Annotated in this window: 23 protein-coding genes; 11 read left to right on the top strand and 12 right to left on the bottom strand. The window is 59.1% G+C overall.

From position 1 onward, the window contains the following. Positions 1–88: 88 nt before the first annotated feature. Complete coding sequence (locus QDY28_RS03335; RefSeq protein WP_028755205.1) at positions 89–298, bottom strand: DUF2842 domain-containing protein; 210 nt, start codon at positions 296–298, stop codon at positions 89–91. A 112-nt stretch (positions 299–410) separates the two neighbouring features. On the opposite strand from QDY28_RS03335, the gene QDY28_RS03330 reads away from it, so the two are divergent. Next, complete coding sequence (locus QDY28_RS03330) at positions 411–1,514, top strand: COX15/CtaA family protein (protein WP_331380250.1); 1,104 nt, start codon at positions 411–413, stop codon at positions 1,512–1,514. A 35-nt stretch (positions 1,515–1,549) separates the two neighbouring features. Here QDY28_RS03330 and QDY28_RS03325 read toward each other — a convergent pair whose 3' ends face one another. The 9 genes from QDY28_RS03325 to QDY28_RS03285 all read right to left on the bottom strand — a co-directional run bounded on the left by QDY28_RS03325 (position 1,550) and on the right by QDY28_RS03285 (position 9,212). Continuing rightward, positions 1,550–3,085 (bottom strand): DUF2778 domain-containing protein, encoded by a 1,536-nt coding sequence (locus QDY28_RS03325; protein WP_331380249.1) that lies wholly within the window; start codon positions 3,083–3,085, stop codon positions 1,550–1,552. 440 nt (positions 3,086–3,525) lie between these two features. Next, positions 3,526–4,458, bottom strand: coding sequence for an N-acetyl-gamma-glutamyl-phosphate reductase (gene argC, locus QDY28_RS03320; RefSeq protein WP_331380248.1), 933 nt, complete (start codon positions 4,456–4,458; stop codon positions 3,526–3,528). 137 nt (positions 4,459–4,595) lie between these two features. Beyond that, complete coding sequence (gene speB, locus QDY28_RS03315) at positions 4,596–5,549, bottom strand: agmatinase (RefSeq protein WP_331380247.1); 954 nt, start codon at positions 5,547–5,549, stop codon at positions 4,596–4,598. Next, entirely contained in the window at positions 5,530–5,907 is a 378-nt protein-coding gene (locus QDY28_RS03310) for an antibiotic biosynthesis monooxygenase family protein (RefSeq protein WP_331380246.1), read from the bottom strand. The genes speB and QDY28_RS03310 overlap by 20 nt, the downstream gene beginning before the upstream one ends. A gap of 70 nt (positions 5,908–5,977) precedes the next feature. Then, positions 5,978–6,250 carry a hypothetical protein gene (locus QDY28_RS03305; protein ID WP_331380245.1) on the bottom strand — a complete coding sequence of 91 codons (273 nt, stop codon included), beginning with the start codon at positions 6,248–6,250 and terminating at the stop codon, positions 5,978–5,980. Between the two features lie 158 nt (positions 6,251–6,408). Beyond that, positions 6,409–6,876: a 30S ribosomal protein S9 gene (rpsI, locus tag QDY28_RS03300; RefSeq protein WP_285877556.1), complete on the bottom strand. Its 468-nt coding sequence runs from the start codon at positions 6,874–6,876 to the stop codon at positions 6,409–6,411. Between the two features lie 2 nt (positions 6,877–6,878). Then, on the bottom strand, positions 6,879–7,343 hold the full coding sequence (rplM, locus tag QDY28_RS03295; RefSeq protein ID WP_028753977.1) for a 50S ribosomal protein L13: 465 nt from the start codon (positions 7,341–7,343) through the stop codon (positions 6,879–6,881). Positions 7,344–7,581: 238 nt separating this feature from the next. After that, entirely contained in the window at positions 7,582–8,418 is an 837-nt protein-coding gene (locus QDY28_RS03290) for an EamA family transporter (RefSeq protein WP_331380244.1), read from the bottom strand. 464 nt (positions 8,419–8,882) lie between these two features. Next, positions 8,883–9,212 (bottom strand): hypothetical protein, encoded by a 330-nt coding sequence (locus QDY28_RS03285; RefSeq protein ID WP_331380243.1) that lies wholly within the window; start codon positions 9,210–9,212, stop codon positions 8,883–8,885. A 111-nt stretch (positions 9,213–9,323) separates the two neighbouring features. Between QDY28_RS03285 and QDY28_RS03280 the strand changes: the two genes are divergently transcribed. The 7 genes from QDY28_RS03280 to pstB all read left to right on the top strand — a co-directional run bounded on the left by QDY28_RS03280 (position 9,324) and on the right by pstB (position 15,660). After that, positions 9,324–9,752: a CoA-binding protein gene (locus tag QDY28_RS03280; protein ID WP_331380242.1), complete on the top strand. Its 429-nt coding sequence runs from the start codon at positions 9,324–9,326 to the stop codon at positions 9,750–9,752. A gap of 166 nt (positions 9,753–9,918) precedes the next feature. Then, positions 9,919–11,202: an O-acetylhomoserine aminocarboxypropyltransferase gene (locus QDY28_RS03275; RefSeq protein WP_331380241.1), complete on the top strand. Its 1,284-nt coding sequence runs from the start codon at positions 9,919–9,921 to the stop codon at positions 11,200–11,202. Positions 11,203–11,236: 34 nt separating this feature from the next. Beyond that, entirely contained in the window at positions 11,237–11,581 is a 345-nt protein-coding gene (locus QDY28_RS03270; RefSeq protein ID WP_331380240.1) for a cupin domain-containing protein, read from the top strand. Between the two features lie 334 nt (positions 11,582–11,915). Continuing rightward, positions 11,916–12,887 (top strand): phosphate ABC transporter substrate-binding protein PstS, encoded by a 972-nt coding sequence (pstS, locus tag QDY28_RS03265; protein WP_331380439.1) that lies wholly within the window; start codon positions 11,916–11,918, stop codon positions 12,885–12,887. 75 nt (positions 12,888–12,962) lie between these two features. Further along, positions 12,963–13,934 (top strand): phosphate ABC transporter permease subunit PstC, encoded by a 972-nt coding sequence (gene pstC / locus QDY28_RS03260; RefSeq protein WP_331380239.1) that lies wholly within the window; start codon positions 12,963–12,965, stop codon positions 13,932–13,934. Positions 13,935–13,945: 11 nt separating this feature from the next. Beyond that, positions 13,946–14,797, top strand: coding sequence for a phosphate ABC transporter permease PstA (gene pstA / locus QDY28_RS03255; protein WP_331380238.1), 852 nt, complete (start codon positions 13,946–13,948; stop codon positions 14,795–14,797). A gap of 29 nt (positions 14,798–14,826) precedes the next feature. After that, positions 14,827–15,660: a phosphate ABC transporter ATP-binding protein PstB gene (pstB, locus tag QDY28_RS03250; RefSeq protein ID WP_331380237.1), complete on the top strand. Its 834-nt coding sequence runs from the start codon at positions 14,827–14,829 to the stop codon at positions 15,658–15,660. A 197-nt stretch (positions 15,661–15,857) separates the two neighbouring features. Here pstB and QDY28_RS03245 read toward each other — a convergent pair whose 3' ends face one another. Both QDY28_RS03245 and QDY28_RS03240 read right to left on the bottom strand, forming a co-directional pair. Beyond that, positions 15,858–17,102 (bottom strand): cytochrome P450, encoded by a 1,245-nt coding sequence (locus QDY28_RS03245; protein ID WP_331380236.1) that lies wholly within the window; start codon positions 17,100–17,102, stop codon positions 15,858–15,860. A 41-nt stretch (positions 17,103–17,143) separates the two neighbouring features. Continuing rightward, positions 17,144–18,397: a GGDEF domain-containing protein gene (locus QDY28_RS03240; protein WP_331380235.1), complete on the bottom strand. Its 1,254-nt coding sequence runs from the start codon at positions 18,395–18,397 to the stop codon at positions 17,144–17,146. Positions 18,398–18,807: 410 nt separating this feature from the next. Here QDY28_RS03240 and clpP point away from each other — a divergent pair, with 410 nt between their 5' ends. The 3 genes from clpP to lon all read left to right on the top strand — a co-directional run bounded on the left by clpP (position 18,808) and on the right by lon (position 23,856). Continuing rightward, complete coding sequence (gene clpP, locus QDY28_RS03235) at positions 18,808–19,440, top strand: ATP-dependent Clp endopeptidase proteolytic subunit ClpP (RefSeq protein ID WP_104822662.1); 633 nt, start codon at positions 18,808–18,810, stop codon at positions 19,438–19,440. A 303-nt stretch (positions 19,441–19,743) separates the two neighbouring features. Then, entirely contained in the window at positions 19,744–21,021 is a 1,278-nt protein-coding gene (clpX, locus tag QDY28_RS03230) for an ATP-dependent Clp protease ATP-binding subunit ClpX (protein ID WP_028753990.1), read from the top strand. Between the two features lie 414 nt (positions 21,022–21,435). After that, a complete protein-coding gene (lon, locus tag QDY28_RS03225) occupies positions 21,436–23,856 on the top strand; it encodes an endopeptidase La (protein ID WP_331380234.1) in 2,421 nt (806 codons plus the stop codon). Positions 23,857–23,928 lie beyond the last annotated feature (72 nt).

Genomic DNA, 23,928 nt, shown 5'->3' with positions numbered 1-23,928 from the left:
TTTGGTTTAAGGCATGCTGATCAGGCGGATTTCCCGTTGATCACGGTTATCTCCACGTAAATCCGAAATCGCTTGAATAAGGAGGCGTCTATTGCGGACGCGGCCCGGCCATCCACTTGATGATGCCCATCGCCGGCAGCACCCAGATGATGCCGCTGAAGAGGAAATAGAGGAAATGCACCCAGCCCGGCTGGTCGCCGAGCGTGCGCACCGCCACGATCATCGCCACGATCGCATAGATGACGACCAGCAGCACGAGCAGGATCATGCCGATGAATTTGCGCAGGCGAAGGGGCAAGGGTGATCTCTCCTCTCTTAACGGCGTGCCGCGACGGCATGCCGCAAAGTCTCAGGACTTGTTTTGCACGCCCCTATCAGGCAAATCAACAGCCGGATTGAAGGGAGATCCCATGGTTGTCGCTAATTTCACGTCGGAACAGGCCGTTTTGAACGAAGTGGCCCGCCAGGACCGCAATCGCCGCGCTATCCGCATCTGGCTTGCCTGCGTGCTTTTGGCACTCTTTGCGCTGGTGCTCGTCGGAGGTGCGACTCGCCTGACCAATTCTGGCCTGTCGATTACGGAATGGCAGCCGATCCATGGTGTTATCCCGCCGCTCAATGCGCAGGAATGGCAGGAGGAGTTCGACCTCTACAAACGCATCCCGCAATTCCAGCAGTTGAATAAGGACATGACGGTCGATGAGTTCAAAGGCATCTTCTGGTGGGAATGGGCGCATCGGCTGCTCGCCCGCGCCATGGGCGTCATCTTCGGCTTGCCGTTGCTGTTCTTCGTTTTGACGGGCCGCGTCGAGCGTAAGCTGTGGCTGCCGCTCGGCGGTATTTTCATACTCGGCGGCCTGCAGGGCGCAATCGGCTGGTGGATGGTGTCGTCAGGGCTGGAAGCGCGCACTGACGTCAGCCAATATCGTCTCGCCACCCATCTCGTCACTGCCTGCCTGATCTTTGCCGCCTGCATGTGGTTCATGCGGGCGCTGTCGCCGCATTCGAATGACCCGGCGCCGACGCGCTATTCGGCAAAGCTTGCCGGCCTCATCGCCATCATGGCCTTGTTCCAGATCTATCTCGGCGCACTAGTTGCCGGTCTCGATGCTGGTCTTTCTTATAATACCTGGCCGCTGATGGATGGCGCGGTGGTGCCGGGCGGGCTGTTTGCGCAATCACCTTGGTGGATCAATTTCTTCGAAAACCCGAAGATGGTGCAATATGTCCACCGTCTGGGCGCTTATGCGCTTTTCACCGTGGTTGCCATCAACATGATCATCTCGCTGCGATCCGCCGCACAGACGACGCATGCCCGCCGTTCGGTCGTGCTGTTCGTGCTGGTGCTGATCCAGGCGATCCTCGGCATTTCGACGCTGCTCTTGCAGGTGCCGCTGCATCTGGCATTGGCTCATCAGGCCGGTGCTCTCATTGTCTTCGGCTTTGCCGTCGCCAATTGGCGCGGTTTCTATGGCGAATATCCGCACCAAACGGTCATCGCCATAGGGAACTGAGTGGGGCGATCGCCTCGCCCCTGTTTTGTCAAAACTCAGCGTGAGGCAACATTGGCGGGGGCCGATGACAGACGCGCCACCACCTGCAGACGCTTGATTTCGCCGCGCTTGAAGGCGGCCAGGAAGCGGCTGTAGTCCTTAAAGACCACGCAGCCATTCGAGTCGCCACGGGCTCCTCTGAGCATGTAGGTGTGAGCCAGCAACCCGACGCGGCCATAAACGCGCGCGCCGTTTGCGGGCGTCAGGCGCAGCGCCTGCACACCATGGAACAGGCTTTCCCTATAGGTCAGGTTATACGTTTCAGGCGGTGTCGGGCCGGTGTTTTTGCGGTCCACATAGCGGGGATTGTCGCGCATGTGGCCGAGGCCGGAATGCGCCTCGAGGCGTTCGCCGCTCGGCAGATAGACGGTGCCGGCCGAGATATCGTAGATGGCGGTTCCCCCTCGCGGCCGGAGGGCGGCAAACGGATTGAGGAATGGCCGCGACCGTTTGACTTCTTCGTCCGGGTTTGCATAGGCCAATGCGCGCGTCGGCGACGTGTCATCATCAGCAGCGTCGGAGGTGCTATCCGATGCGGTTGCCCGTGCAACGACATGGGCCGGGCGCGGCAGCGGCACGACGCTAGGTAGTTCCTCGACGACGGATGTATCTTCCGCGTCGGCAAGATCGATGGTACCGGTATCCGACGATGCGGCATTATCTGTGGTGGACGTCTGGTCTGGACGTGCCATCGGGATGATGTCGAAAGGCTCCGGCTCAGCATTGCTGGAAGCCGTCGTTGCGAGGCTCTCCGCAACCGCGCGGTCTAGCGTTTCGGCCGATGGAGCAGCCGACGCCATCTCGGTGGGCGGTGCATCGCTTGCGGATGCTGCGATTGGCAGACTGTCCTTACCCGGGTGGTCCAGGGCAGCCGAATTTGACCCTGCAGCTCGGATTGCGGGTTCGTTCAGTGCAACTTCCGTCGACCGCGGCATGGAACCGGCGACGGCCGTGACCGCAACTGCCGCGCCAAGGATCTTGCTCTGGATGAGAGATTTCCCGGCATTCGTCAGGGCGAGGGCGGCGACATCGCGCAGATGCGCAACCGTTGCCGGCGAGATCGGTGCGTCATTCTTGGCAACGATAGAAGTGGTCTGAGCCCGGGCGAGATCTGAGGCCTGCTGCGAGAGCGCGCTCGCCAATTGCTGCTTGACCAGCCCGCGCGCCAGGATCGCTTTGGAACGTGCGATGGCCTCCCGCTTCTCCGCATCGGCGGACATAGCTCCTACCCGTGCTCTTCCGCCCCTGGCCACCGCCTGACCGGCAAGGCGCGCCGCATGCGGGACATGCCCTTGCGGCACGATGAATGCAGACGCTCTCGGCGTCAGCGAATCCTGCAGCGTGGTGTCTGCGGGGGGAAGAGAGAGGACCATCGATTGCGTGGTGATCAGCGTTGCGGCCACCCATGCAAAAACCGCAACTGCGACACCGGTGACGACCGTACCCTGACTGATCCCCGGGGATTTTTTCCGGCGCGAAGCGTAGCCGGAACGCGAATTGAAGTTACCGAAGGTCTCGGTCGCAAACGCCATGATACTCATTATCCAAACTACATACGCCATGCCGGCCCACAAAAGTGCCTACACCGAGACGCAAGATCTGCGTCCGGTCGTCACTTTGCCGACTGTCGGAAAGCATGCCGAATTATGGTAACCAATTCCTTTACGTCGCCCCCATCTTGGAACTGTGCATTCCGGATGGCCGCGATTATTGCGGCGACGAAAGCCGAAGCAGGCGATAAGGGCTGATTTGTGGCCAATGGCTAATAAAGTAATGCGAAATATGCGAAAAGGACTGATTGGACGGATCAGCCGCGATGTCGCGGCGCAATCGCTGCCGCTGAGACCGAAGACGCCCTAAAGGGCGTGCTGAAGATGATTTCAGTCCGGAACACGGCAATCCAGCCGATCGACCTCGATAAGGGCGATCGGCTGGGCTTCCTGGATTTTGAATGTTGATCAGCCGTGCGGCGTCAGGCGCTCAGCATCAGGTCCATGTTCTGGACCGCAGCTCCCGAAGCCCCCTTACCGAGATTGTCGAGCAGGGCGACGAGATTGACCTGGGTGGCGCCCGGCGTGCCAAATACGAACAGTTTCATCGTATCCTGGCCGGCCAGTTCGACGGCGTTGACGCGGGGCAAAACACTGCTTTCTGCCAGCGGGATGACCTGCACGATATCCTGGCCGGCATAATGCGCCGTCAGCGCAGCATGGATGCTCTCCAGCGTCGCGTCGTCGGCGAGATCGTCGAGATGCAACGGCACCTGCACGATCATGCCCTGCGGGAACTTGCCGACCGACGGCGAGAAGATCGGCGCGCGGTCAAGCAGGCCATGCGTTGTCATCTCCGGTACGTGCTTGTGGGTCAGCGGCAGGCCGTAGAGGAAATGCGGCGCGGTGATCGCATCGGGATGATCGGCGTTTTCCATCTGCGCGATCATCTGCTTGCCGCCGCCGGTATAGCCGGAAACAGCATTGACGGTGACGTGATAGCCGTCCGGCAGAATGCCGGCAGCGCGCAGCGGCCGGATGAGACCGATAGCGCCGGTCGGATAGCAGCCGGGATTGGCAACGAAGCGGGCAGCCTTGATCTTGTCGACTTGATCCTTGTCCATCTCCGCAAAGCCATAGGCCCAGCCGGGATTGACGCGATAGGCAGTGGAGGTGTCGATAACGCGGACATTGTTGTTCGCCGAAACCATCTTCACCGCTTCCTTCGACGCATCGTCGGGCAGGCAAAGAATGGCGATATCGGCGCTGTTCAGCATGTCTTCGCGCATCGCGGCATTGCGGCGCTCGGCTTCCGGAATGGACAGAAGCTCGACATCGCGGCGGTCGACCATGCGCGTGTGGATCTGCAAGCCCGTGGTTCCGTGTTCGCCATCGATGAAGATTTTCGGTGCCATTCTATTCCTGCTCTTTCAATAGGTTCAGAGTGTTTCCGGACTCAGTTTGCCATGGAGTTGATTCAAAATGATAACAGCGGTTTTCGAGTGGGCATGATCTCGTCCGAAAACCGCTTCACACTTTTCGGGATCATGCCTTAGCGACCTGCCGCACGCCTTTCGGCGTGGAGACCGAGCATATACATTGCCACTGTCGCTCCCGCAATGGCAGTGACGTCGGCATGGTCATAGGCCGGAGAAACTTCGACGACATCGGCGCCCTTGATATCGAGCTGGTTGAGCCGCTGCAGTACAGACAGGATTTTCGCACTCGATGGTCCGCCGGCTACCGGCGTTCCGGTGCCGGGCGCATAGGCCGGATCGAGACAGTCGATATCGAAGGTAAGATAGACGGGCGCGCCCTTGGTATGGGAGATGATCGTCGCCGCAATGTCGGCCGCGCTCATATCCTCGACTTCATGGCCAAAGAGAACCCGAACGCCATAATCCTCCGGCGCATGCGTGCGGATGCCGATCTGAATGGAACGGTTGACATCGATCAAGCCGTCACGGGCGGCGCGCGCGACGAAGGAGCCATGGTCGATGCGCTTGCCGTCGTCGAACCACGTGTCCTGATGCGCATCGAACTGCACCAGCGCCAAGGGGCCGTGTTTGGCCGCATGTGCCTTCAGCAGCGGCCAAGTGATAAAATGGTCGCCGCCGAGCGTCAGCAAAAAAGCGCCGGTGTCGAGGATCGTGTTCGCTTGCCGCTCGATCGCCGCTGGCGTCTCCTGGTGGTTGCCGTAGTCGAGCAGGCAATCGCCATAGTCGATAACGGCCATTTCGGCGAAGAGATCGCGCTGGAAAGGATATTGCGGATCGTTGTCGAAGATCGCGGAGGCGCGGCGGATCGCCTGCGGCCCGAAGCGCGTTCCAGGCCGGTTGGACGTCGCTGCATCGAAGGGAATACCCCAGACGACGGCGTCGACGCCTTCGAGCGACTTGGTGAAGCGCCGGCGCATGAAGGAGAGTGCACCCGCAAAAGTCGGGTCGCTGGCAGCCGATGTCAGGCTTGTTGCCGAAAAGGCGTGATCAATCGACGTGCTCGGCAAGGGATTCTCCTCCGTTCGCATGGAAACTATAGGCCCGCTCGACCCGGGCGACGCGGACCTCGTATTGCTCGTACCAGCGCTCGCGTCCGAGCTTCTGGGCCGCCATATGCGAGACGACATTCTTCCAGGCCAGGATGCTTTCTTCATCCCGCCAGAAGGAAATGGTGATGCCGAAGCCGTCGCTGCGTCTGGCGCTCTCAAGGCCGAAGCAACCATCCTGGGCGAGCGCCAGCGCCTCCATTTTCGCTCCCATGGCGCCATAGCCCTGATCGCCCTCCGCACGGATGGAGGAAAACGAGACGATGTAATAGGGCGGCTCCGGCGTTGCGGCAAAAGGCGATGCACGATCATGTGTCATAGCGTGTCTCCCGAGGAGAAGAGAAGTAGAGAGCATGGGCGCCGCATGCAAGCATCGGAGCTACAAACGCCTATTTGCTTTGTGGCATCGTGCATCGATACGTTTGTTTTACGCAGGCGATTTGCGGCGTTGAACATTGCGCTTTGCCGTCGACAACAGCACAGATCGAACATTGATCGGTAAATTGCTGACAGTGTGGATTGGCTTGCAGGAAATCCTGCATGCTTTCCATGGGGACCGGTGCCGCCTCGATCCTCGTTACAGCATCCGCTGAAAGAGCCGCGGTTGCGCAGAGGGCTGCAAGCGCCAGCGAAGAGACCAAACCCAATCCCATAGATCTCATGTCTGCCCCTGTACGGTTCCTGTCTCGTTAGTCGGCCATACGATAACAGAGAAAAAGCGCTGGCACATGTCTATGTCGAAGGTGTGCAAAACGACCAAGCATAAACGAAAAAGGCCGGGCGAACCCGGCCTTTCCAAAATCCGATCTCGGATAAGCGATTAACGCTTGGAGAACTGGAACGAACGGCGTGCCTTGGCGCGGCCGTACTTCTTGCGTTCGACGACGCGGCTGTCGCGGGTCAGGAAGCCGCCCTTCTTCAGGACCGAGCGCAGGCCCGGCTCGAAGTAGGTCAGCGCCTTGGACAGGCCGTGGCGAACGGCACCGGCCTGGCCGGAAAGACCGCCGCCGGCGACGGTGGCAACGATGTCGAACTGGCCGTCACGGGCAGCAGCGACGATCGGCTGACGCAGGATCATCTGCAGAACCGGACGGGCGAAATAGGCCGTGTAGTCCTTGCCGTTGACGATGATCTTGCCGGAGCCGGCCTTGACCCAAACGCGGGCGACGGCGTCCTTGCGCTTACCGGTCGCGTAGGAACGGCCAAGCGAGTCGACCTTGCGGACGTGAACCGGAGCAGCAGCTTCCGATGTCGTGCCGAGATCCTTCAGGGAAGAGAGATCAGCCATTATCAGGCGCTCCTTACGTTCTTCTTGTTCAGCTTGGCCACGTCGAGAACGACCGGCTGCTGGGCTTCATGGGGATGGTTGGAGCCGGCGTAAACGCGCAGGTTCTTCATCTGGCGACGGCCGAGCGGGCCGCGCGGAACCATGCGTTCGACAGCCTTCTCGAGAACGCGCTCCGGGAAGCGGCCTTCGATGATCTGGCGAGCGGTGCGCTCCTTGATGCCGCCGGCATAACCGGTGTGCCAGTAGTAAACCTTGTCTTCGTACTTCTTGCCGGTGAAGACGACCTTGTCGGCATTGATGACGATGACGTTGTCGCCGTCGTCGACGTGCGGCGTGAAGGTTGCCTTATGCTTGCCGCGCAGACGCATTGCGATGATAGAAGCGAGACGGCCAACGACGAGCCCTTCGGCGTCGATGAGAACCCACTTCTTCTCCACCTCTGCAGGCTTCTGGGAGAAGGTAGCCATGTTGAATACTCTCTTTTGGATCCCTGGGCCCGAAGGCATCAGGGCGTTTCTTGTTGCTTGGTTTGGCGGACGAAACGCACGCCAAAAAGAAAGCAGCCCGGAAAGGCTGCGATCTGGCGCGGCTTATAAAGGGAATGTGCGAGGAGGTCAATAAAAGGAGATTTTACGCTCTGAAAAATCAATCATAGAAATCAATAACTTAGACATACGGTATTTTGATACCACATATTTCTTGCCTTTAAGCCAGCCTCAGCACCAATACACCCCCTGCAATAATGGCGCCGGCCACATAGCGCCAGATGCTCGATCGCTCCTTCAGAATGACCACCGAAATTACCAGGGCGAACAGGATCGACGTTTCGCGGAGCGCCGCCACCATGGCGACGGGTGCCTTTGTCATGGCCCACAGCGCCAGGCCGTAGGATGTCAGCGAGCCTCCGCCGCCGATCAGCCCGCGCCACCAATTGTAGCGGACATGGGCAGCGACCACGGACACGCCACGCTGCGAGATCGCCCAGGCAAACAGCAGCACGGGCGGCAGGAGCGACATCCAGAGCGTATAGGATATGGAATTGCCGGAAAGGCGTGCGCCGATGCCATCCACATAGGTGTAGGTGGCGATGACCACGGCATTCGACAAGGCAAGCATAATCGCCTGCCGCCCACCTTTCCGGGCTTCGAAGGCAAGCGTCAATATTCCGGCGCAGATCGTCATCGTGCCGAGCAGCGCACCACCGGACAGCGCCTCCCGAAGGATGAAGCCGCTCGTCGCTACGATGATGATCGGCGCCACCCCGCGCATCAGCGGATAGACAAGACCGATGTCGCCGGCACGATAGGCAGCGGCGACCAATTGAAAATAAGCAAACTGCAGGATTGCCGACGCGCCGATGAATGGCCAGGCAGCCGGAGCCGGTAACGGAAGAAACGATAAAAAGGGCAGGGCTGTTACTGCGCCGCCGGCGGCAACCAGGGCAGCATCCAGCGACTTGTCCGTTCCGGCCTTGATGATGGCGTTCCATGTTGCGTGCAGCAATGCGCCGAAGAGAACGAGAGCGATAACGTCAGCGGACAAAGAGACCTCGAGATTGCGCGGCTACGAGCAAAGGATTTGACGATTTGTGGGTCTGCGGGTGCTATTTGACTGTCAATGCATCAAAAAGCAACAAAATGTGTGGCTTTCTATGCCTCTGGCTGTCCTTTCCCTCAAAAAATCCAATAGAAAATTGCGGTTGTGCGTTCTTTATTTGTTCTATTTTTTCGCGCAACCGTGAGATGTTTCTAATGTATAGGGGAATGAAGCGGGAACAAAAATTGCATGCCGGGTGAACGCATCGTCGAAGGTTATTTCGATAACATCCAAAGCGCTGTGAGGGTGTTATCATAGTATCATTGACTAAGGTGGAAATTGTACGAAAAGAATACCCACTCGCCTCAAGCAATTGCGAGCGCAGGAATTACTCTGCGTCGCTAAGGGAAGGCTCTCACGGGCTGAGCCACATCTCGCGTGAATGAGGGATAATCTAGCTTACCGCGCTGTTACCGGTGCGGGATGAGCAGATCATCGTCGTCAAAATCGGTCGATGGCCGACAGGTATAGACGGGGCAGTTGGGCCTGTCCTTGGTCGGCATATAATCCTGGTAGGCATAGTAGCCGGGATCGCAGGCATTACTGTCGGAGACAACGCGATCGTAAAGTGTCATATTGCGCACCCTGGCGGACGGATAGCGCATGATGACAGCCCGCTCGCGGTCGATGATCGCCTTGGCCTGGCCACAGGTGAAGGACATGGAATTGTAGCGCGAAATTGCCAAGGTCGGGGTAGCGGCGGAGGCAATCAGCAGGCTCAGCAGGATGATTTTTTTCATCGGAGCAATCCTCGCTGGAATTGTTATAATACGTATATATACGCGAAAGCCGCGGCCGTGGTTTCCGGATTTGTGGCAAAACGCAAGTGTGATCCAATGGGAGGCTCTGTGATGAACCATGACCGTTATGAGGATTCTTATCTCGCCGATATCCTTTTATCCGTAAGGACCATCGCACTCGTCGGCGCCTCACCCAATCCTGCCCGTCCGAGTAACGGCGTCATGGCTTATCTGCTGGCGCGGGGTTATCGCGTTATTCCCGTCAATCCCGGTCAAGCGGGCAAGGAGATCCTCGGCCAGTGGGTCTTTGGCCATCTCGCCGATATTCCCGAGCCCGTCGACATGGTCGATGTTTTCCGCGCACCGGAATATCTCCGATCGGTGGTCGAAGAGACGATCATGATCGAGCCGCGGCCACCGGTCATCTGGGGTCAGCTCGGCGTGCGGGACGATGCCGCCGCCGCGAGAGCGGAAGCGGCCGGTGTCAAGGTCGTGATGGATCGCTGCCCGGCCATCGAATATCCGCGGCTGGTCGCCTGACGCCGGCAGCCCGGGGCTACCAAAAGCTGATCGTTTGTCGCGCGATACCGCCAAAAGATGGCAGGTTTTTTCCGCGAGTGGAAAAGCTCGGCAAAGTTCGCGGTTAACTTTAAGGTCTGAAACGCTATGATCTTCCCGTCATTATCATATGGGCGGGAGGAGATGCATGCCGACGAACAATCCGGGCTTCGACACGTTGGCAATTCATGCGGGCGCGCAACCGGACCCGACGACGGGCGCCCGTGCGACGCCGATCTATCAGACGACCTCCTTTGCTTTTCAGGATGCGGACCACGCCGCTGCGCTCTTCGGACTGCAGCAGTTCGGCAATATCTACACGCGCATCATGAACCCGACCCAAGCCGTGCTCGAGGAGCGGGTGGCCGCGCTCGAGGGCGGCACGGCCGGCCTTGCCGTCGCCTCGGGTCACGCCGCCCAGATGATCGTTTTTCACACCATCATGCAGCCGGGCGACAATTTCGTTGCCTCAAGGCGGCTCTACGGCGGATCGGTCAACCAGTTCGGTTATTCCTTCCGGAATTTCGACTGGCATGTGCGCTGGGCCGACCCCGCCGATCCGGCCACGTTCGAGGCTGAGATCGACAGCCGTACCCGTGGCATCTTCATCGAAAGCCTCGCCAATCCCGGCGGCACCTTCGTCGACATCGAGGCGATCGCCGCCGTTGCCCGCAGGCACGGTCTGCCGCTGATCGTCGACAATACCATGGCCAGTCCCTATCTCATCCGGCCGTTGGAACATGGCGCCGACATTGTCGTGCATTCGCTGACCAAATTCATCGGCGGCCACGGCAATTCCATGGGAGGCATGATCATCGACGGCGGCACCTTCGACTGGTCTGCCTCAGGCAATTATCCGATGCTGTCGACGCCGCGGCCGGAATATAACGGCATCGTGCTGCACGCCACCTTTGGCAATTTCGCTTTCGCTATCGCCTGCCGCGTCCTCGGCCTGCGCGATCTCGGCCCCGCCATATCGCCTTTCAACGCCTTCCTGCTTCTCACGGGTATCGAGACGCTGCCGCTGCGCATGCAGCGTCATTCCGACAACGCGCTCGCTGTCGCCCGCTGGCTGAAACAGCAGGACAAGGTGGCCTGGGTGAATTACGCCGGCCTTGAAGACGATCCGAACCATGCGCTGCAACAGCGCTATTCGCCCAAGGGCGCGGGTTCTGTCTTCACATTCGGTTTGAAGGGCGGTTATGAAGCGGGCAAGGGCCTGGTGGAAGGCCTGGAACTCTTTTCTCATCTCGCCAATATCGGCGATACGCGCTCGCTGGTCATCCACCCCGCCTCGACGACGCACAAGCAGCTCAGCGACGAGCAGAAAATCGCCGCCGGCGCCGGTCCAGATGTCGTGCGTCTGTCGATCGGTATCGAGGACGTCAAGGACATCATCGCCGACCTGGAACAGGCGCTGGCGAGGGTGTGACACGGGAGCGTTTCCGGATCGGGACGGAGGATTTATGACAACATATTTACGATTGGACCCCGACGGGATCGAGCCGGAAGCCGGCGCTCCGGCCGATGATCGCATCCTTTCCGGTGCGCCAAAGTTCCGAACATGGAATGTCGAGGAGGCCGATGGCGGCCTCTATGCCGGCATATGGGAGGCGACGCCTGGAAAATGGCAAATCATCTATGACGAGTGGGAGTATTTCCATGTTCTTTCGGGTTATTCGGTGGTCACAGCCGAACATGGCGAGACTTTTCATCTGCGTGCCGGCGATCGGATGATTCTCAGACCCGGCTTCAAGGGCACCTGGGAAGTCATTGAAACGACTCGAAAGGATTATGTAATCCGTCTTTGAAGGCGCTGCTGATCGCGCCGCCAAGCGATCGGATTAATCCGTAAAGGCGGGCCTTGTTGGGACGCGGGCAGGTATTCATCGCACGGCCGGACGACGGCCATTTTCATTGCCGCAAGTTGTGTCACTGCCCTTTCACCAAACTGTCATCAAACTGAAACACTGCGAGATTAGAGCCATCACTGTCGCCAGGAGATTGAGGTGGGGGTTATGAACCGATGGGACATTCCGCGCTTAGCTCCTGCTCGCCATCCATTCATCACTTGAGGAAGTGAGTTCAATCATGTTGAATCAGAAATTTCGTTCGCTTTGCCTGACTGCAGGCTTCATCGCGGCTATGTCCGTTTCGGCCTCGGCTGCGGACATCACGGGCGCCGGCTCGAGCTTCATCGCCCCGGTTCTGTCGAAGTGGGCCGAAGGCTACAAGGCTGCGACGAACAATGTCGTCAACTACCAGTCGGTCGGTTCGGGCGCAGGCATCAAGCAGCTCCTCGACAAGACCATCGTCTTCGGCGCTTCGGACAAGCCGATGAGCGACGCTGACCTCGAGAAGAACGGCATTGCCCAGTTCCCGATGATTTCCGGCGGCATCGTCGTTTCCTATAACATTGAAGGCGTAAAGCCGGGCGAACTCGTTCTCGACGGCAAGACGCTGGCCGACATCTTCCTCGGCAAGGTTGCCAAGTGGGACGACGCGGCCATCAAGGCCCTCAACCCCAACCTGAAGCTGCCTTCCGCGCCGATCTCCGTCGTTTATCGCGCCGACAGCTCGGGCACGACCTTCAACTTCACCGACTACCTGTCGAAGGTTTCGCCGGAGTGGAAGGAAAAGGTTGGTTCGAACACGGCGGTTGAATGGCCGGTCGGCTTCGGCGCCAAGGGTTCCGAAGGCGTTTCCACCACTGTCAACCAGACGGCTGGTTCGATCTCCTACGTTGAATATTCCTACGTCGTCGCCAACCACATCGGTTTCGCGAAGATGAAGAATGCTGCCGGCAAGGTTATCGAGCCGAGCCTCGAGACGTTTAAGGCTGCTGCTTCCAACGCCGATTGGGCCCATGCCAAGAACTTCAACCTGATCATCACCAATCAGCCGGGCGAAAAGAGCTGGCCGATTGCAGCTTCGACCTGGGTTATGCTCTACAAGAAGCCGGCTGATGCCGCTAAGAACGAAGAGGCTCTGAAGTTCTTCAAGTGGGCCTATCAGAACGGTCAGAAGGACGCGACCGCTCTGTCCTATCTGGCGGTTCCGGACAATGTTGCCGAGGTTGTCGAGAAGTCCTGGAAGCAGGACTTCGGCACGAAGTAATTTGTGCTGGCTGAGAAGTTGCGGCGGACAGGGTATGGCCCTGTCCGCCTTTCGTCACAGGACAAGGGGAAATCGATGGCTGACGCGACTCAGACGGCTGCCTTCCAGGCTATAGATACCACTGCCAGCACCAGAAAATTCCGAATCCAGGATCGGATTTTCTATTTTATGACGCTTGGCTCGGCTACGCTTGTCGTGCTTCTGCTGCTGGCAATCCTTGTGGTTCTTGTCATCGATGCCTTGCCAACCTTCCAGACCTTCGGGTTTTCGTTCCTTTGGGGCACCAAATGGAGCGCTCCCGTCGATATCTATGGTGCTGTGCCTGCCGTGGTCGGTACGCTGGTGAGTTCGTTCATCGCCATGCTGATTGCCGTTCCCCTCGGCATCGGCATCGCCATCTTCCTAACGGAACTTTGCCCCGGCAGCCTGCGACGTCCGATCAGTACGGCCATCGAGCTTCTGGCCGGTGTTCCCTCCATTATCTACGGCATCGTCGGTCTGTTCATTCTCGTACCGCTGATGCAGAACTATATCCTGCCTTTCCTTATGATGACGGTCGGCCAGGTGCCGTTGATCGGCCTGCTGTTCCAGCCGCCGGCGCCGGGCGTCGGCCTGCTGACCGCAAGCCTCGTGCTGGCTGTCATGATCCTGCCGTTCATCACCGCGATCGCCCGCGACGTGTTCACCACCGTGCCGCCGATGCTGCGCGAATCCGCTTACGGCATGGGCATGACCACATGGGAAGTGGCTCGCCACATCCTCATTCCCTATACACGTCGCGGCCTCGTCGGCGGCATCATGCTCGGTCTCGGCCGCGCACTTGGCGAAACCATGGCCGTCACCTTCGTCGTCGGCTCGGTGAGCCGCCTGCAAACGTCGATCATCTCGCCGTCCACCACCATTTCCGCCCAGATCGCAAACAACTTCGGCGATGCCGACGGTCTGCAATTGTCGAGCCTGATAGCGCTGGGTCTGCTCCTGTTCGTTCTTTCCTTCTGCGTGCTTGCAGTGGCGAGATGGATGATCGGCCGCGGCGACTCGCTTTGAGGAAAAAACCCATGGAAAATGCAATTCGTCAGAATCTCGTGTCGAGGCGCTATGGGAAGAACCGGGTGATGATGGCCCTGTGCTTCATCGCGGCCATCCTCGGCATATTCTTCCTCAGTGTGATCCTTGCGACCCTGCTTTACCGCGGTATATCGGCGCTCAGCCTCGACGTGTTCACCATGTCGATCCCGGCCCAGGGCTCGCGTGGCGGCCTGATTAACGCGATTTACGGCACCGTGCTGGTCACCGGCTGCGCCATCCTGATCGCCGCGCCGATCGGCATTCTCGCCGGCACCTATCTGGTGGAGTATGCCAACGGCACCAAGCTTGCCGAGGCTGCCAAGTTCATCAATGACATCCTGCTGTCTGCACCCTCGATCATCGTCGGCGTGTTCGTCTACGGCCTCGTGGTCGTGCCCATGCACGGCAACTCTGCCATTGCCGGCATCCTCGCGCTGGCGCTGATCGCCCTTCCGGTCGTCAACCGCACGACGCAGGACATGCTGTTGCTAGTGCCAAATGCGCTTCGTGAGGCGACCGCCGCGCTCGGCGCGCCGCGCTGGAAGTCCATGATGATGGTTATTTACCGTTCCGCCTGGACGGGCATTCTTACCGGCATCCTGCTGGCTGTCGCCCGCATCAGCGGCGAAACCGCACCGCTTCTCTTCACGGCCGGTTACAGCAAATTCATGAATTCGGGTCTGACCGGTCCAATCGCCACGCTGCCGGTTGCCATCAACACGCTCGCCGCCGATGCCGGCGAAGATCTCAAGCAATTGGCCTGGGCTGGCGCGCTGATCATCACCGTTGCCATCCTTGCCCTCAACATCCTTGCCCGTGTCTTGAGTGGGCGCCGCCAGTGACGCAGCCGCCGAACGATAGGAATGAAACCATGAACATGAGCGATAACAATTTCCAGAGCGTCAACGCACAACCGGGGAAAGACGCCGTTTCTCAGTCGGGTGTCGGCGTTTCGAAACTTGAGGTGAAGAACCTCGATTTCACCTATCAGAACGGCCATCGCGTTCTGAAGGGTATCAACATGAACATCCGCAAAAATGCGGTCACCGCCTTCATCGGCCCTTCGGGTTGCGGTAAGTCCACGCTGCTGCGCACCTTCAACCGGATGTATGATCTCTATCCGGGCCAGACCGTTGCGGGCGAAATCCTGCTGGACGGCCGCAATATTCTTGCCAAGGACGTCGATCTGAATGATTTGCGCGCCAAGGTCGGCATGGTGTTCCAGAAGCCCACGCCGTTCCCGATGTCGATCTATGAAAACGTCGCTTTCGGCATTCGGCTCTATGAAAAGATTTCCAAGGCGGAGATGGACGCCCGTGTCGAAGCGGCGCTGACGGAAACAGCGTTGTGGAGCGAAGTGAAGGAAAAGCTTCACCAAAGCGGACTTGGCCTTTCCGGTGGTCAGCAGCAGCGTCTCTGCATCGCCCGCGCCATCGCGGTGAAGCCGTCGGTGCTGCTTCTCGACGAGCCGACCTCGGCCCTCGATCCGATCTCGACGGCCAAGGTCGAAGAATTGGTATCGCAGTTGAAGGGTGACTTCACGGTCGTCATCGTGACGCACAACATGCAACAGGCAAGCCGCATCTCCGACAACACCGCCTTCATGTATCTTGGCGATTTGATCGAATACGGCCCAACCGAACAGATTTTCCAGGCGCCGAAGGTCAAGCGCACGGAAGACTACATCACCGGCCGTTACGGCTGATATGGCAGAGGCGGGCGCTGTGCCGCTTCCGTTGATTTTGCGATGGCGTGCCGGTTTGGCGCGCCATTTTGCATTTTGGGCGATGGTTTAAGAACTCGACGCATCGCTTCGACATTTTCGTATAATGCCACGGTCCAGAAAGGCGCGGACTTGAAGCCTGTTCTGTCATCTTGGTTCGGTGAGACGTCGAACTTAACTCACCAGCTCAGTTCAAGCTTGTCGAGGCCGTGGAATTGATAGAGGTCCTTAACCTCTGGCGTCTTCTTGAGCCTTAGGCCGCGTAGGCGTTCGAACAGGATCGGCAAGACCACATTCAATTCCAGACGCGCCAGCGGCGCGCCGATGCAGAAATGAATGCCGGCGCCGAAGGAGAGGTTCGGCGCTTCATTGCGACCGGGCTTGAAGGTGAGGGGGTCGGAGAACTTCGTGGGGTCGAGATTGGCAGCGGCAAGGATCAATGCCACCTTGTCGCCGCGCTGGAAGGAAACGCCGTCGATCTCGGCCGGCTCCAGGCACCAGCGCTGGAACACATGTACGGGTGCGCAGATGCGCAGCGTTTCTTCCACGGTCCGCTCCGTCGTCGCCTCGTCCCTGAAAAGCTCGGCTGGCGCGTAGCCGCTCTCCAGGATGACGCGGACGGAATTGCCGATCTGGTGCACTGTCGCCTCATGGCCGGCATTGAGCAGCACGATCGTCGTCGAGACCAGCTCATCCTCCGTCAGATATTGGCCCTTGTGCTCGGTCGTGATCATATGCGTCAGGAGGTCGTCGCGCGGGTTAGCGCGGCGCTCGCGAATGACCGTTTTCACGTAGTCGGCAAACTCCTTGGCGGCCTGATCGGCGGCAAGCTCATCTTCCGGCGTCCGGCCGAAAATGTACATGCGCACATAGGCATGCGACCACTTCAGCAATTGCGGCCCCATCTCTTCCGGAATGCCGATCATCCGCGCAATCATGGTGACGGGAATGATATCCGCAAAGGCCGACAGCAATTCGACTTCGCCTTTTTCCTCGAATGCGTCGATCAGCCGGTTGGCGAGCTCGGCCAGTTCCGGCTTCATCTTCTCGACATGGTGGGAGACGAAGGCACGGTTGACGAGAGTTCTGAGCCGTGTGTGCTCCGGCGGCTCGATTTCGAGAAGCGAATACTGCTCAGCAAGATCGAAGTTTTTCAGATGCGGCCGCGGCGCGGGCAGGCCGAGCTCTTCGCGGCTGGCGACATGCAGGATCTGCCGGCCGAAGCGGCGGTCGCGTAGCAGACCGTTCACATGATCATAGCCGGTGAAATACCATTGCTGCTGCTGTTCCCAATAGAAGGTGGGACATTCGGCATGCAAGGCGGCGTAGACGGCGTTCGGATTGTTGTAGAAGGCGGGATCGCGGGCATTGAGGGACACGCGACGCGCCATGGGATCGATCGAGAAAACGGAGGATGTGGTCATGACGAAAGGATTATCGGAATAAATCGGACGCGAAAAGACCATTACATCCGCGATAACGTGCCAAGGCGGCGCAGCGCATGGATCTGATCGTCGAGCGTCGGCACAAGTTCACCGCCGTTCGGATCGGGCGGCGTATCCGTGGCCATTGCCGCTTCCGCCTCGCTGAAGACGATCGTGCAATTGCGGCCGGCGCGTTTGGCGGCATAAAGCGCGCGATCGGCGGCGGAAACCAGCCGGTCCCAATTGGCGGTATCGCACGGCATGATCGCCAGACCGACACTGACGGTTGCCGGCACCAGTGAACGGCCGGCAAGCAGCGGCACCCTGCAGAAATTCGTGCGGATAGTCTCGGCGATCGCCTCCGCCTCCGCCTGGTCGTCGACGAGCACGAAGGCGGTGAATTCCTCGCCACCCATGCGGCCGAATGCCCCGCTGCGAGGCACGAACTGGCGTCCGATGCGCGCAAATTCGGCAAGCACGATGTCGCCCGTCTGGTGGCCGTAACGGTCATTGATCGCTTTGAAGTGATCGAGATCGAACAGCAGCGTCGCGATCTTCTGCGCATCCTTGGTGGTCTTTCCGGCGACAAGTTCGAAATAATCCTGCAGGCCGCGCCGGTTCAGCGCGCCCGTCAGCGTATCGGTGATCGAGATCGCCCGCCAGCGCCGTTCGGATCGTTCCATCATCAGCCTGCCCGTGAGCGCGATCGCCGTGGTGATCAGCAGCGCGCTGCCGAGGGCGGAGTAGCTGCGATAGGTCAGCGCATCCTCGAGGCTCGGCTGCAGAAGCGTCATCGAGATGGCGGAAACGAAGCAAAGGCAGGCGAGCGCCATGAAAACGAAGCCGAGCTGACCGCGCACGCCCTCGCGCCGCCCCTCGGCCGGGCGCACCGCGGAGGCAAGCAGCGTCGCGCCGACAGCGCCGGCGAGATCGTAAAGGATGACGCGATTGACATAGCTCTCATGAATCCAAGGCAGTTCGACCCCGGCAAACCAGATGAGCGGCGGAAAGAGCGCCCGCCAATCGAGCTTTCGCTTGTCCAGCCAGCAAAAGCCGGCGATCCAGGCGCTTTCGCCGAGCAGGGCGATGCCGTTGCCGACTTCGATCGACAGGAACTCCGGAACGAAGCCGTGCGCTGCCACCAGCGCGAACCCGACGGCGCTGACGGTGAAGCCCAGCGCCCACATCAAATAGGCGGACGTCTGGCGATCATGCCGCCAGGCAAAGAAAAGCACGGTTGCGAGCGTAAACGCTTCCGAACACCAGATGGTAAGGCCCGTGGTGATATTGAGCACGATGTGCGTTTCTCCTTTACCGTGGCGCAGATATCCTCGACGCAAAGGACACGGTAACGCTTGCAATGGAGGCATCATCGCTGAATAAGATGGTGAGTTCCTTAAGTCGCTTGGTAAATTTTGCCTGCGCATGCGATTGACGCTGTGCCAACCTCGTCAGCGCTTCATTCTTCCTTCACCCTGCGGTCGCGAAAACCAGTGGACCGCGCACAGCCCGTCACCAGATCTATTGGCATCAGGAAATCAGCGGCTAGAAACGCTTCCTCAATATCCCCCGAGCCATCACGCCTTTTTGACGTTATGCTTTCGCGCGTCTTGAAGTGCAGGGCAGTGACACTCTATGTAGGGTAAAAGGATTTTATTCGATTCCCGGCATTTCGGCGTCGGGGCAAGCTTGGTAAAGGACGCACATGAGAAATCCAGTCGATACAGCTATGGCTCTGGTGCCGATGGTTGTTGAGCAGACCAACCGCGGGGAACGGTCTTACGACATCTATTCTCGCCTGCTGAAGGAGCGCATCATCTTCCTGACGGGTCCGGTCGAAGATCAAATGGCGACGCTGGTCTGCGCCCAGCTTCTCTTCCTCGAGGCGGAAAACCCGAAGAAAGAGATCGCGCTTTACATCAATTCGCCTGGCGGCGTCGTTACGGCAGGCATGGCAATCTACGACACGATGCAGTTCATCAAGCCCGCCGTGTCGACGCTTTGCATTGGCCAGGCTGCGTCCATGGGCTCGCTGCTGCTGGCCGCAGGCGACAAGGACATGCGTTTCGCAACGCCGAATTCGCGCATCATGGTTCACCAGCCCTCAGGCGGTTTCCAGGGTCAGGCTTCGGACATCGAGCGTCACGCCCGCGACATCATCAAGATGAAGCGCCGCCTGAACGAAGTCTATGTCAAGCATTGCGGCCGCACCTACGAAGAAGTCGAGCAGACGCTCGATCGTGACCATTTCATGTCCTCCGACGAGGCCAAGGAGTGGGGTTTGATCGACAAGGTGCTGACGTCCCGTACTGAAATGGAAGGTGAAACGCCCGCCTGAGTTATCCAAGGGCGGTGTCTTCTACGCCACAGTTCTATCCCATTTGTGATCGAATAGGGGTTTAATGTGGTGTAGAACACGGTAATAGTAAGCGTTAATGCTATGTAGCGATTTTATGACATAGCATTCGGCATTCGAAGGGGGATTCGTTGCCACCGCAGTCCGGGCATGTTGTCTGGACTACGTTCAGTACCCCGAAGAGCGCCGCGATCTGCTGATGAAACGAGGGGCAGGTCCGGCGGGCGCATTGAGTGGACCGCGATTTCAATCTGGAAATCAGCGGCGTGCTGGAAGGAAAATGATATGAGCAAAGTCAGCGGCAGCAACGGCGGCGACTCCAAGAATACCCTGTATTGTTCATTCTGCGGCAAGAGCCAGCATGAAGTCCGGAAGCTGATTGCCGGGCCGACCGTCTTCATCTGCGATGAATGCGTCGAGCTGTGCATGGACATCATCCGCGAGGAGAACAAATCCTCGATGGTGAAGTCCCGTGACGGCGTGCCGACACCGCAGGATATCATCAAGGTTCTCGACGAATACGTCATCGGCCAGAGACAGGCGAAGAAGATCCTGTCGGTGGCGGTTCATAACCATTACAAGCGGCTCGCCCATGCCTCCAAGAACGGCGATGTCGAACTGGCGAAGTCGAACATCATGCTCGTCGGCCCGACCGGCTGCGGCAAGACCTATCTTGCCCAGACGCTGGCCCGCATCATCGACGTGCCCTTCACCATGGCTGACGCCACGACGCTGACCGAAGCCGGTTACGTCGGCGAAGATGTCGAAAACATCATCCTGAAGCTGCTGCAGGCTGCCGACTACAACGTTGAGCGCGCTCAGCGCGGCATCGTCTACATCGATGAAGTCGACAAGATCTCGCGCAAGTCGGACAATCCGTCGATCACCCGCGACGTTTCTGGCGAAGGCGTGCAGCAGGCTCTGCTGAAGATCATGGAAGGCACGGTTGCTTCGGTTCCTCCCCAGGGTGGCCGCAAGCATCCGCAGCAGGAATTCCTGCAGGTCGACACGACGAACATCCTCTTCATCTGCGGCGGCGCTTTCGCGGGTCTCGACAAGATCATCTCCGCCCGCGGCGAAAAGACCTCGATCGGCTTCAGCGCCGCTGTCAAGGCGCCCGATGACCGCCGCGTCGGCGAAGTGCTGCGCGAACTGGAGCCGGAAGACCTGGTCAAGTTCGGCCTGATCCCGGAATTCATTGGCCGTCTGCCTGTTCTGGCGACGCTGGAAGACCTGGACGAGGATGCATTGATCCAGATCCTGTCGGAACCGAAGAACGCGCTCGTCAAGCAGTATCAGCGCCTGTTCGAGATGGAAGACGTCGAGCTGACCTTCCACGAGGATGCGCTGCGCGAAATCGCCCGCAAGGCGATCGTGCGCAAGACCGGCGCTCGCGGCCTGCGCTCGATCATGGAAAAGATCCTGCTCGACACCATGTTCGATCTGCCGGCGCTGGAAGGTGTTCGCGAAGTGGTCATTTCCGAAGAGGTCGTTCGCGGCTCTGCGCGTCCGCTGTACATCTACGCAGACCGGCAGGAAGAAAAGGCCAACGCGACCGCGTGATCTTCAGATTTGCGGCTTAAGGGGCTCGTCTTTGACGGGCCCCTTTCTATTTGAAAAACCGTACAGTTTCCTGATAAAGTCCGGGATAAGCTTATTGGAAGGCCGATAAAACCGGTTGTGAAGAGCGCTTGCCGCGGCCATGATGGCGTGATTCTGGGGACCTCGGCGGATACATGGATTTGGTCTGGCTTCGGTCCTTCGGGAACTGGATCGCTGGCAATGTTTGAGTAGCCGGGGCCCGGTGTTTGTTGTTGCGTTCCTCCTCGTGACATGCGCATTTCGTGACCCTGCGGTGCGCCTTGCGCGACTTGAAATGAAAGATGTGAAGCTCCACTTCTAACCCAAGTGAGAGAGCCGGCTAATCCCCCAAAGCCGGCAGAGAGCCCGGGAACGGGACGACGGAAAGGAAATGACATGACTAAGAAAACGTCTGCGGCAACTGAGAGCATTGCCTATCCGGTATTGCCATTGCGCGACATCGTGGTTTTTCCCCACATGATCGTGCCGCTGTTCGTCGGACGGGAGAAGTCCATCCGCGCGCTGGAAGAGGTCATGGGGTCCGACAAGCAGATCATGCTCGTCACCCAGATCAACGCCAGCGACGATGATCCCGCCCCGGACGCAATCCACAAGGTCGGCACGGTAGCCAATGTGCTGCAGCTCCTGAAGCTCCCCGACGGCACGGTCAAAGTGCTGGTTGAAGGCCGGGCACGCGCGGAGATCGACGCTTACACAGGCCGCGAGGATTTTTACGAGGCGCTCGGCCATGTCTTGCATGAGCCGAACGAAGATCCGGTCGAACTGGAAGCGCTGAGCCGCTCGGTCGTTTCGGAATTCGAAAGCTATGTAAAGCTCAACAAGAAGATTTCGCCGGAAGTGGTTGGTGCGGCCAGCCAGATCGACGATTATTCGAAGCTCGCCGATACCGTCGCTTCGCATCTGTCGATCAAGATCACCGAGAAGCAGGAGATGCTGGAAACCACCAGCGTCAAGGGCCGCCTCGAAAAGGCGCTCGGCTTCATGGAAGGCGAGATTTCGGTTCTGCAGGTCGAAAAGCGCATCCGCTCGCGCGTCAAGCGCCAGATGGAGAAGACCCAGCGCGAATACTACCTGAATGAGCAGATGAAGGCGATCCAGAAGGAACTCGGCGACGGCGAGGAAGGCCGCGACGAGATGGCCGAACTGGAAGAGCGCATCTCCAAGACCAAGCTGTCCAAGGAAGCCAAGGAAAAGGCCGACGCGGAGCTGAAGAAGCTGCGTCAGATGAGCCCGATGTCGGCGGAAGCCACCGTCGTGCGCAATTATCTCGACTGGCTGCTGGGCATCCCGTGGCACAAGAAGTCGAAGATCAAGACCGATCTGAACAATGCCGAGAAGATCCTCGAAGCGGATCATTTCGGTCTGGACAAGGTCAAGGAACGCATCGTCGAGTATCTGGCCGTCCAGGCACGCGCAACCAAGATCAAGGGCCCGATCCTGTGCCTCGTCGGCCCTCCGGGCGTCGGCAAGACCTCGCTCGCCCAGTCGATCGCCAAGGCGACCGGCCGCGAGTATGTCCGCATGGCGCTTGGCGGCGTTCGTGACGAAGCCGAAATCCGCGGTCATCGCCGCACCTATATCGGCTCGATGCCCGGCAAGGTCATCCAGTCGATGAAGAAGGCCAAGAAGTCCAATCCGCTCTTCCTGCTCGACGAAATCGACAAGATGGGCATGGATTTCCGCGGCGATCCGTCTTCGGCCCTGCTGGAAGTGCTGGACCCGGCGCAGAATTCGACCTTCATGGATCATTACCTGGAAGTCGAATACGATCTGTCTGACGTGATGTTCATCACGACGGCAAATACGCTGAACATCCCTGCGCCTCTGATGGATCGCATGGAGATCATCCGTATCGCCGGCTATACTGAAGACGAGAAGCGCGAAATCGCCAAGCGGCACCTGCTGCCGAAGGCCATCAAGGAACATGCGCTGCAGCCGAATGAATTTTCGGTCAGCGACGACGCTCTGATGGCGATCAGCCAGCAATACACCCGCGAAGCCGGCGTGCGTAACTTCGAGCGCGAATTGATGAAGCTCGCCCGCAAGGCGGTCACCGAGATCATCAAGGGCAAGACCAAGTCCGTTGCGGTGACCGCTGCGAATATCGACGAATATCTCGGCGTTCCGCGCTTCCGTCATGGCGAAGCCGAACGCGACGATCAGGTCGGTGTCGTGACCGGTCTCGCCTGGACGGAAGTCGGCGGCGAGCTGCTGACGATCGAAGGCGTGATGATGCCAGGCAAGGGCCGCATGACGGTCACCGGCAATCTGAAGGAAGTCATGAAGGAATCGATTTCCGCGGCGGCGTCTTATGTCCGCTCGCGTGCCGTCGATTTTGGCGTCCAGCCGCCGCTCTTCGACAAGAGCGACATCCACGTGCACGTGCCGGAAGGTGCGACGCCGAAGGATGGCCCCTCGGCCGGCGTTGCCATGGCAACCGCGATCGTCTCGATCATGACCGGCATCCCGGTTTCCAAGGATGTGGCCATGACCGGCGAAATCACGCTGCGCGGCCGCGTGCTGCCGATCGGCGGCCTGAAGGAAAAGCTGCTCGCAGCGCTTCGCGGCGGCATCAAGAAGGTGCTGATTCCGGAGGAAAACGCCAAGGATCTGGCGGAGATTCCGGACAACGTGAAGAACAACATGGAGATCGTCCCGGTATCCCGCATGGGCGAGGTGATCAAGCATGCGCTGGTGCGCAGACCCGAGCCGATCGAATGGGACGGCACCGTCGAAACGCCCGTGATCGCAACGGTTGAAGGCGTCGACGATGTTGGGGCAACCATCGCACACTGAGCATGGTTGCGCCTCATTTGCGCCGAATTGACATAAAACCAGAAAAGACCGGCATTTTTGCCGGTCTTTTTT

Source organism: Rhizobium sp. BR 362, from assembly GCF_036528765.1.
GTDB lineage: Bacteria > Pseudomonadota > Alphaproteobacteria > Rhizobiales > Rhizobiaceae > Rhizobium.
This window is presented reverse-complemented; position numbering and strand designations above follow the sequence as displayed.

Excerpts from the sequence above, each read along its gene's own strand:
- QDY28_RS03330 (WP_331380250.1), top strand. The coding sequence starts at position 411 with ATGGTTGTCGCTAATTTCACGTCGGAACAGGCCGTTTTGAACGAAGTG.
- QDY28_RS03325 (WP_331380249.1), bottom strand. The coding sequence starts at position 3,085 with ATGGCGTTTGCGACCGAGACCTTCGGTAACTTCAATTCGCGTTCCGGC.
- argC (WP_331380248.1), bottom strand. The coding sequence starts at position 4,458 with ATGGCACCGAAAATCTTCATCGATGGCGAACACGGAACCACGGGCTTG.
- QDY28_RS03310 (WP_331380246.1), bottom strand. The coding sequence starts at position 5,907 with ATGACACATGATCGTGCATCGCCTTTTGCCGCAACGCCGGAGCCGCCC.
- QDY28_RS03305 (WP_331380245.1), bottom strand. The coding sequence starts at position 6,250 with ATGAGATCTATGGGATTGGGTTTGGTCTCTTCGCTGGCGCTTGCAGCC.
- rpsI (WP_285877556.1), bottom strand. The coding sequence starts at position 6,876 with ATGGCTGATCTCTCTTCCCTGAAGGATCTCGGCACGACATCGGAAGCT.
- rplM (WP_028753977.1), bottom strand. The coding sequence starts at position 7,343 with ATGGCTACCTTCTCCCAGAAGCCTGCAGAGGTGGAGAAGAAGTGGGTT.
- QDY28_RS03285 (WP_331380243.1), bottom strand. The coding sequence starts at position 9,212 with ATGAAAAAAATCATCCTGCTGAGCCTGCTGATTGCCTCCGCCGCTACC.
- QDY28_RS03280 (WP_331380242.1), top strand. The coding sequence starts at position 9,324 with ATGAACCATGACCGTTATGAGGATTCTTATCTCGCCGATATCCTTTTA.
- QDY28_RS03275 (WP_331380241.1), top strand. The coding sequence starts at position 9,919 with ATGCCGACGAACAATCCGGGCTTCGACACGTTGGCAATTCATGCGGGC.
- QDY28_RS03270 (WP_331380240.1), top strand. The coding sequence starts at position 11,237 with ATGACAACATATTTACGATTGGACCCCGACGGGATCGAGCCGGAAGCC.
- pstS (WP_331380439.1), top strand. The coding sequence starts at position 11,916 with ATGTCCGTTTCGGCCTCGGCTGCGGACATCACGGGCGCCGGCTCGAGC.
- pstC (WP_331380239.1), top strand. The coding sequence starts at position 12,963 with ATGGCTGACGCGACTCAGACGGCTGCCTTCCAGGCTATAGATACCACT.
- pstA (WP_331380238.1), top strand. The coding sequence starts at position 13,946 with ATGGAAAATGCAATTCGTCAGAATCTCGTGTCGAGGCGCTATGGGAAG.
- pstB (WP_331380237.1), top strand. The coding sequence starts at position 14,827 with ATGAACATGAGCGATAACAATTTCCAGAGCGTCAACGCACAACCGGGG.
- QDY28_RS03245 (WP_331380236.1), bottom strand. The coding sequence starts at position 17,102 with ATGACCACATCCTCCGTTTTCTCGATCGATCCCATGGCGCGTCGCGTG.
- clpP (WP_104822662.1), top strand. The coding sequence starts at position 18,808 with ATGAGAAATCCAGTCGATACAGCTATGGCTCTGGTGCCGATGGTTGTT.
- clpX (WP_028753990.1), top strand. The coding sequence starts at position 19,744 with ATGAGCAAAGTCAGCGGCAGCAACGGCGGCGACTCCAAGAATACCCTG.
- lon (WP_331380234.1), top strand. The coding sequence starts at position 21,436 with ATGACTAAGAAAACGTCTGCGGCAACTGAGAGCATTGCCTATCCGGTA.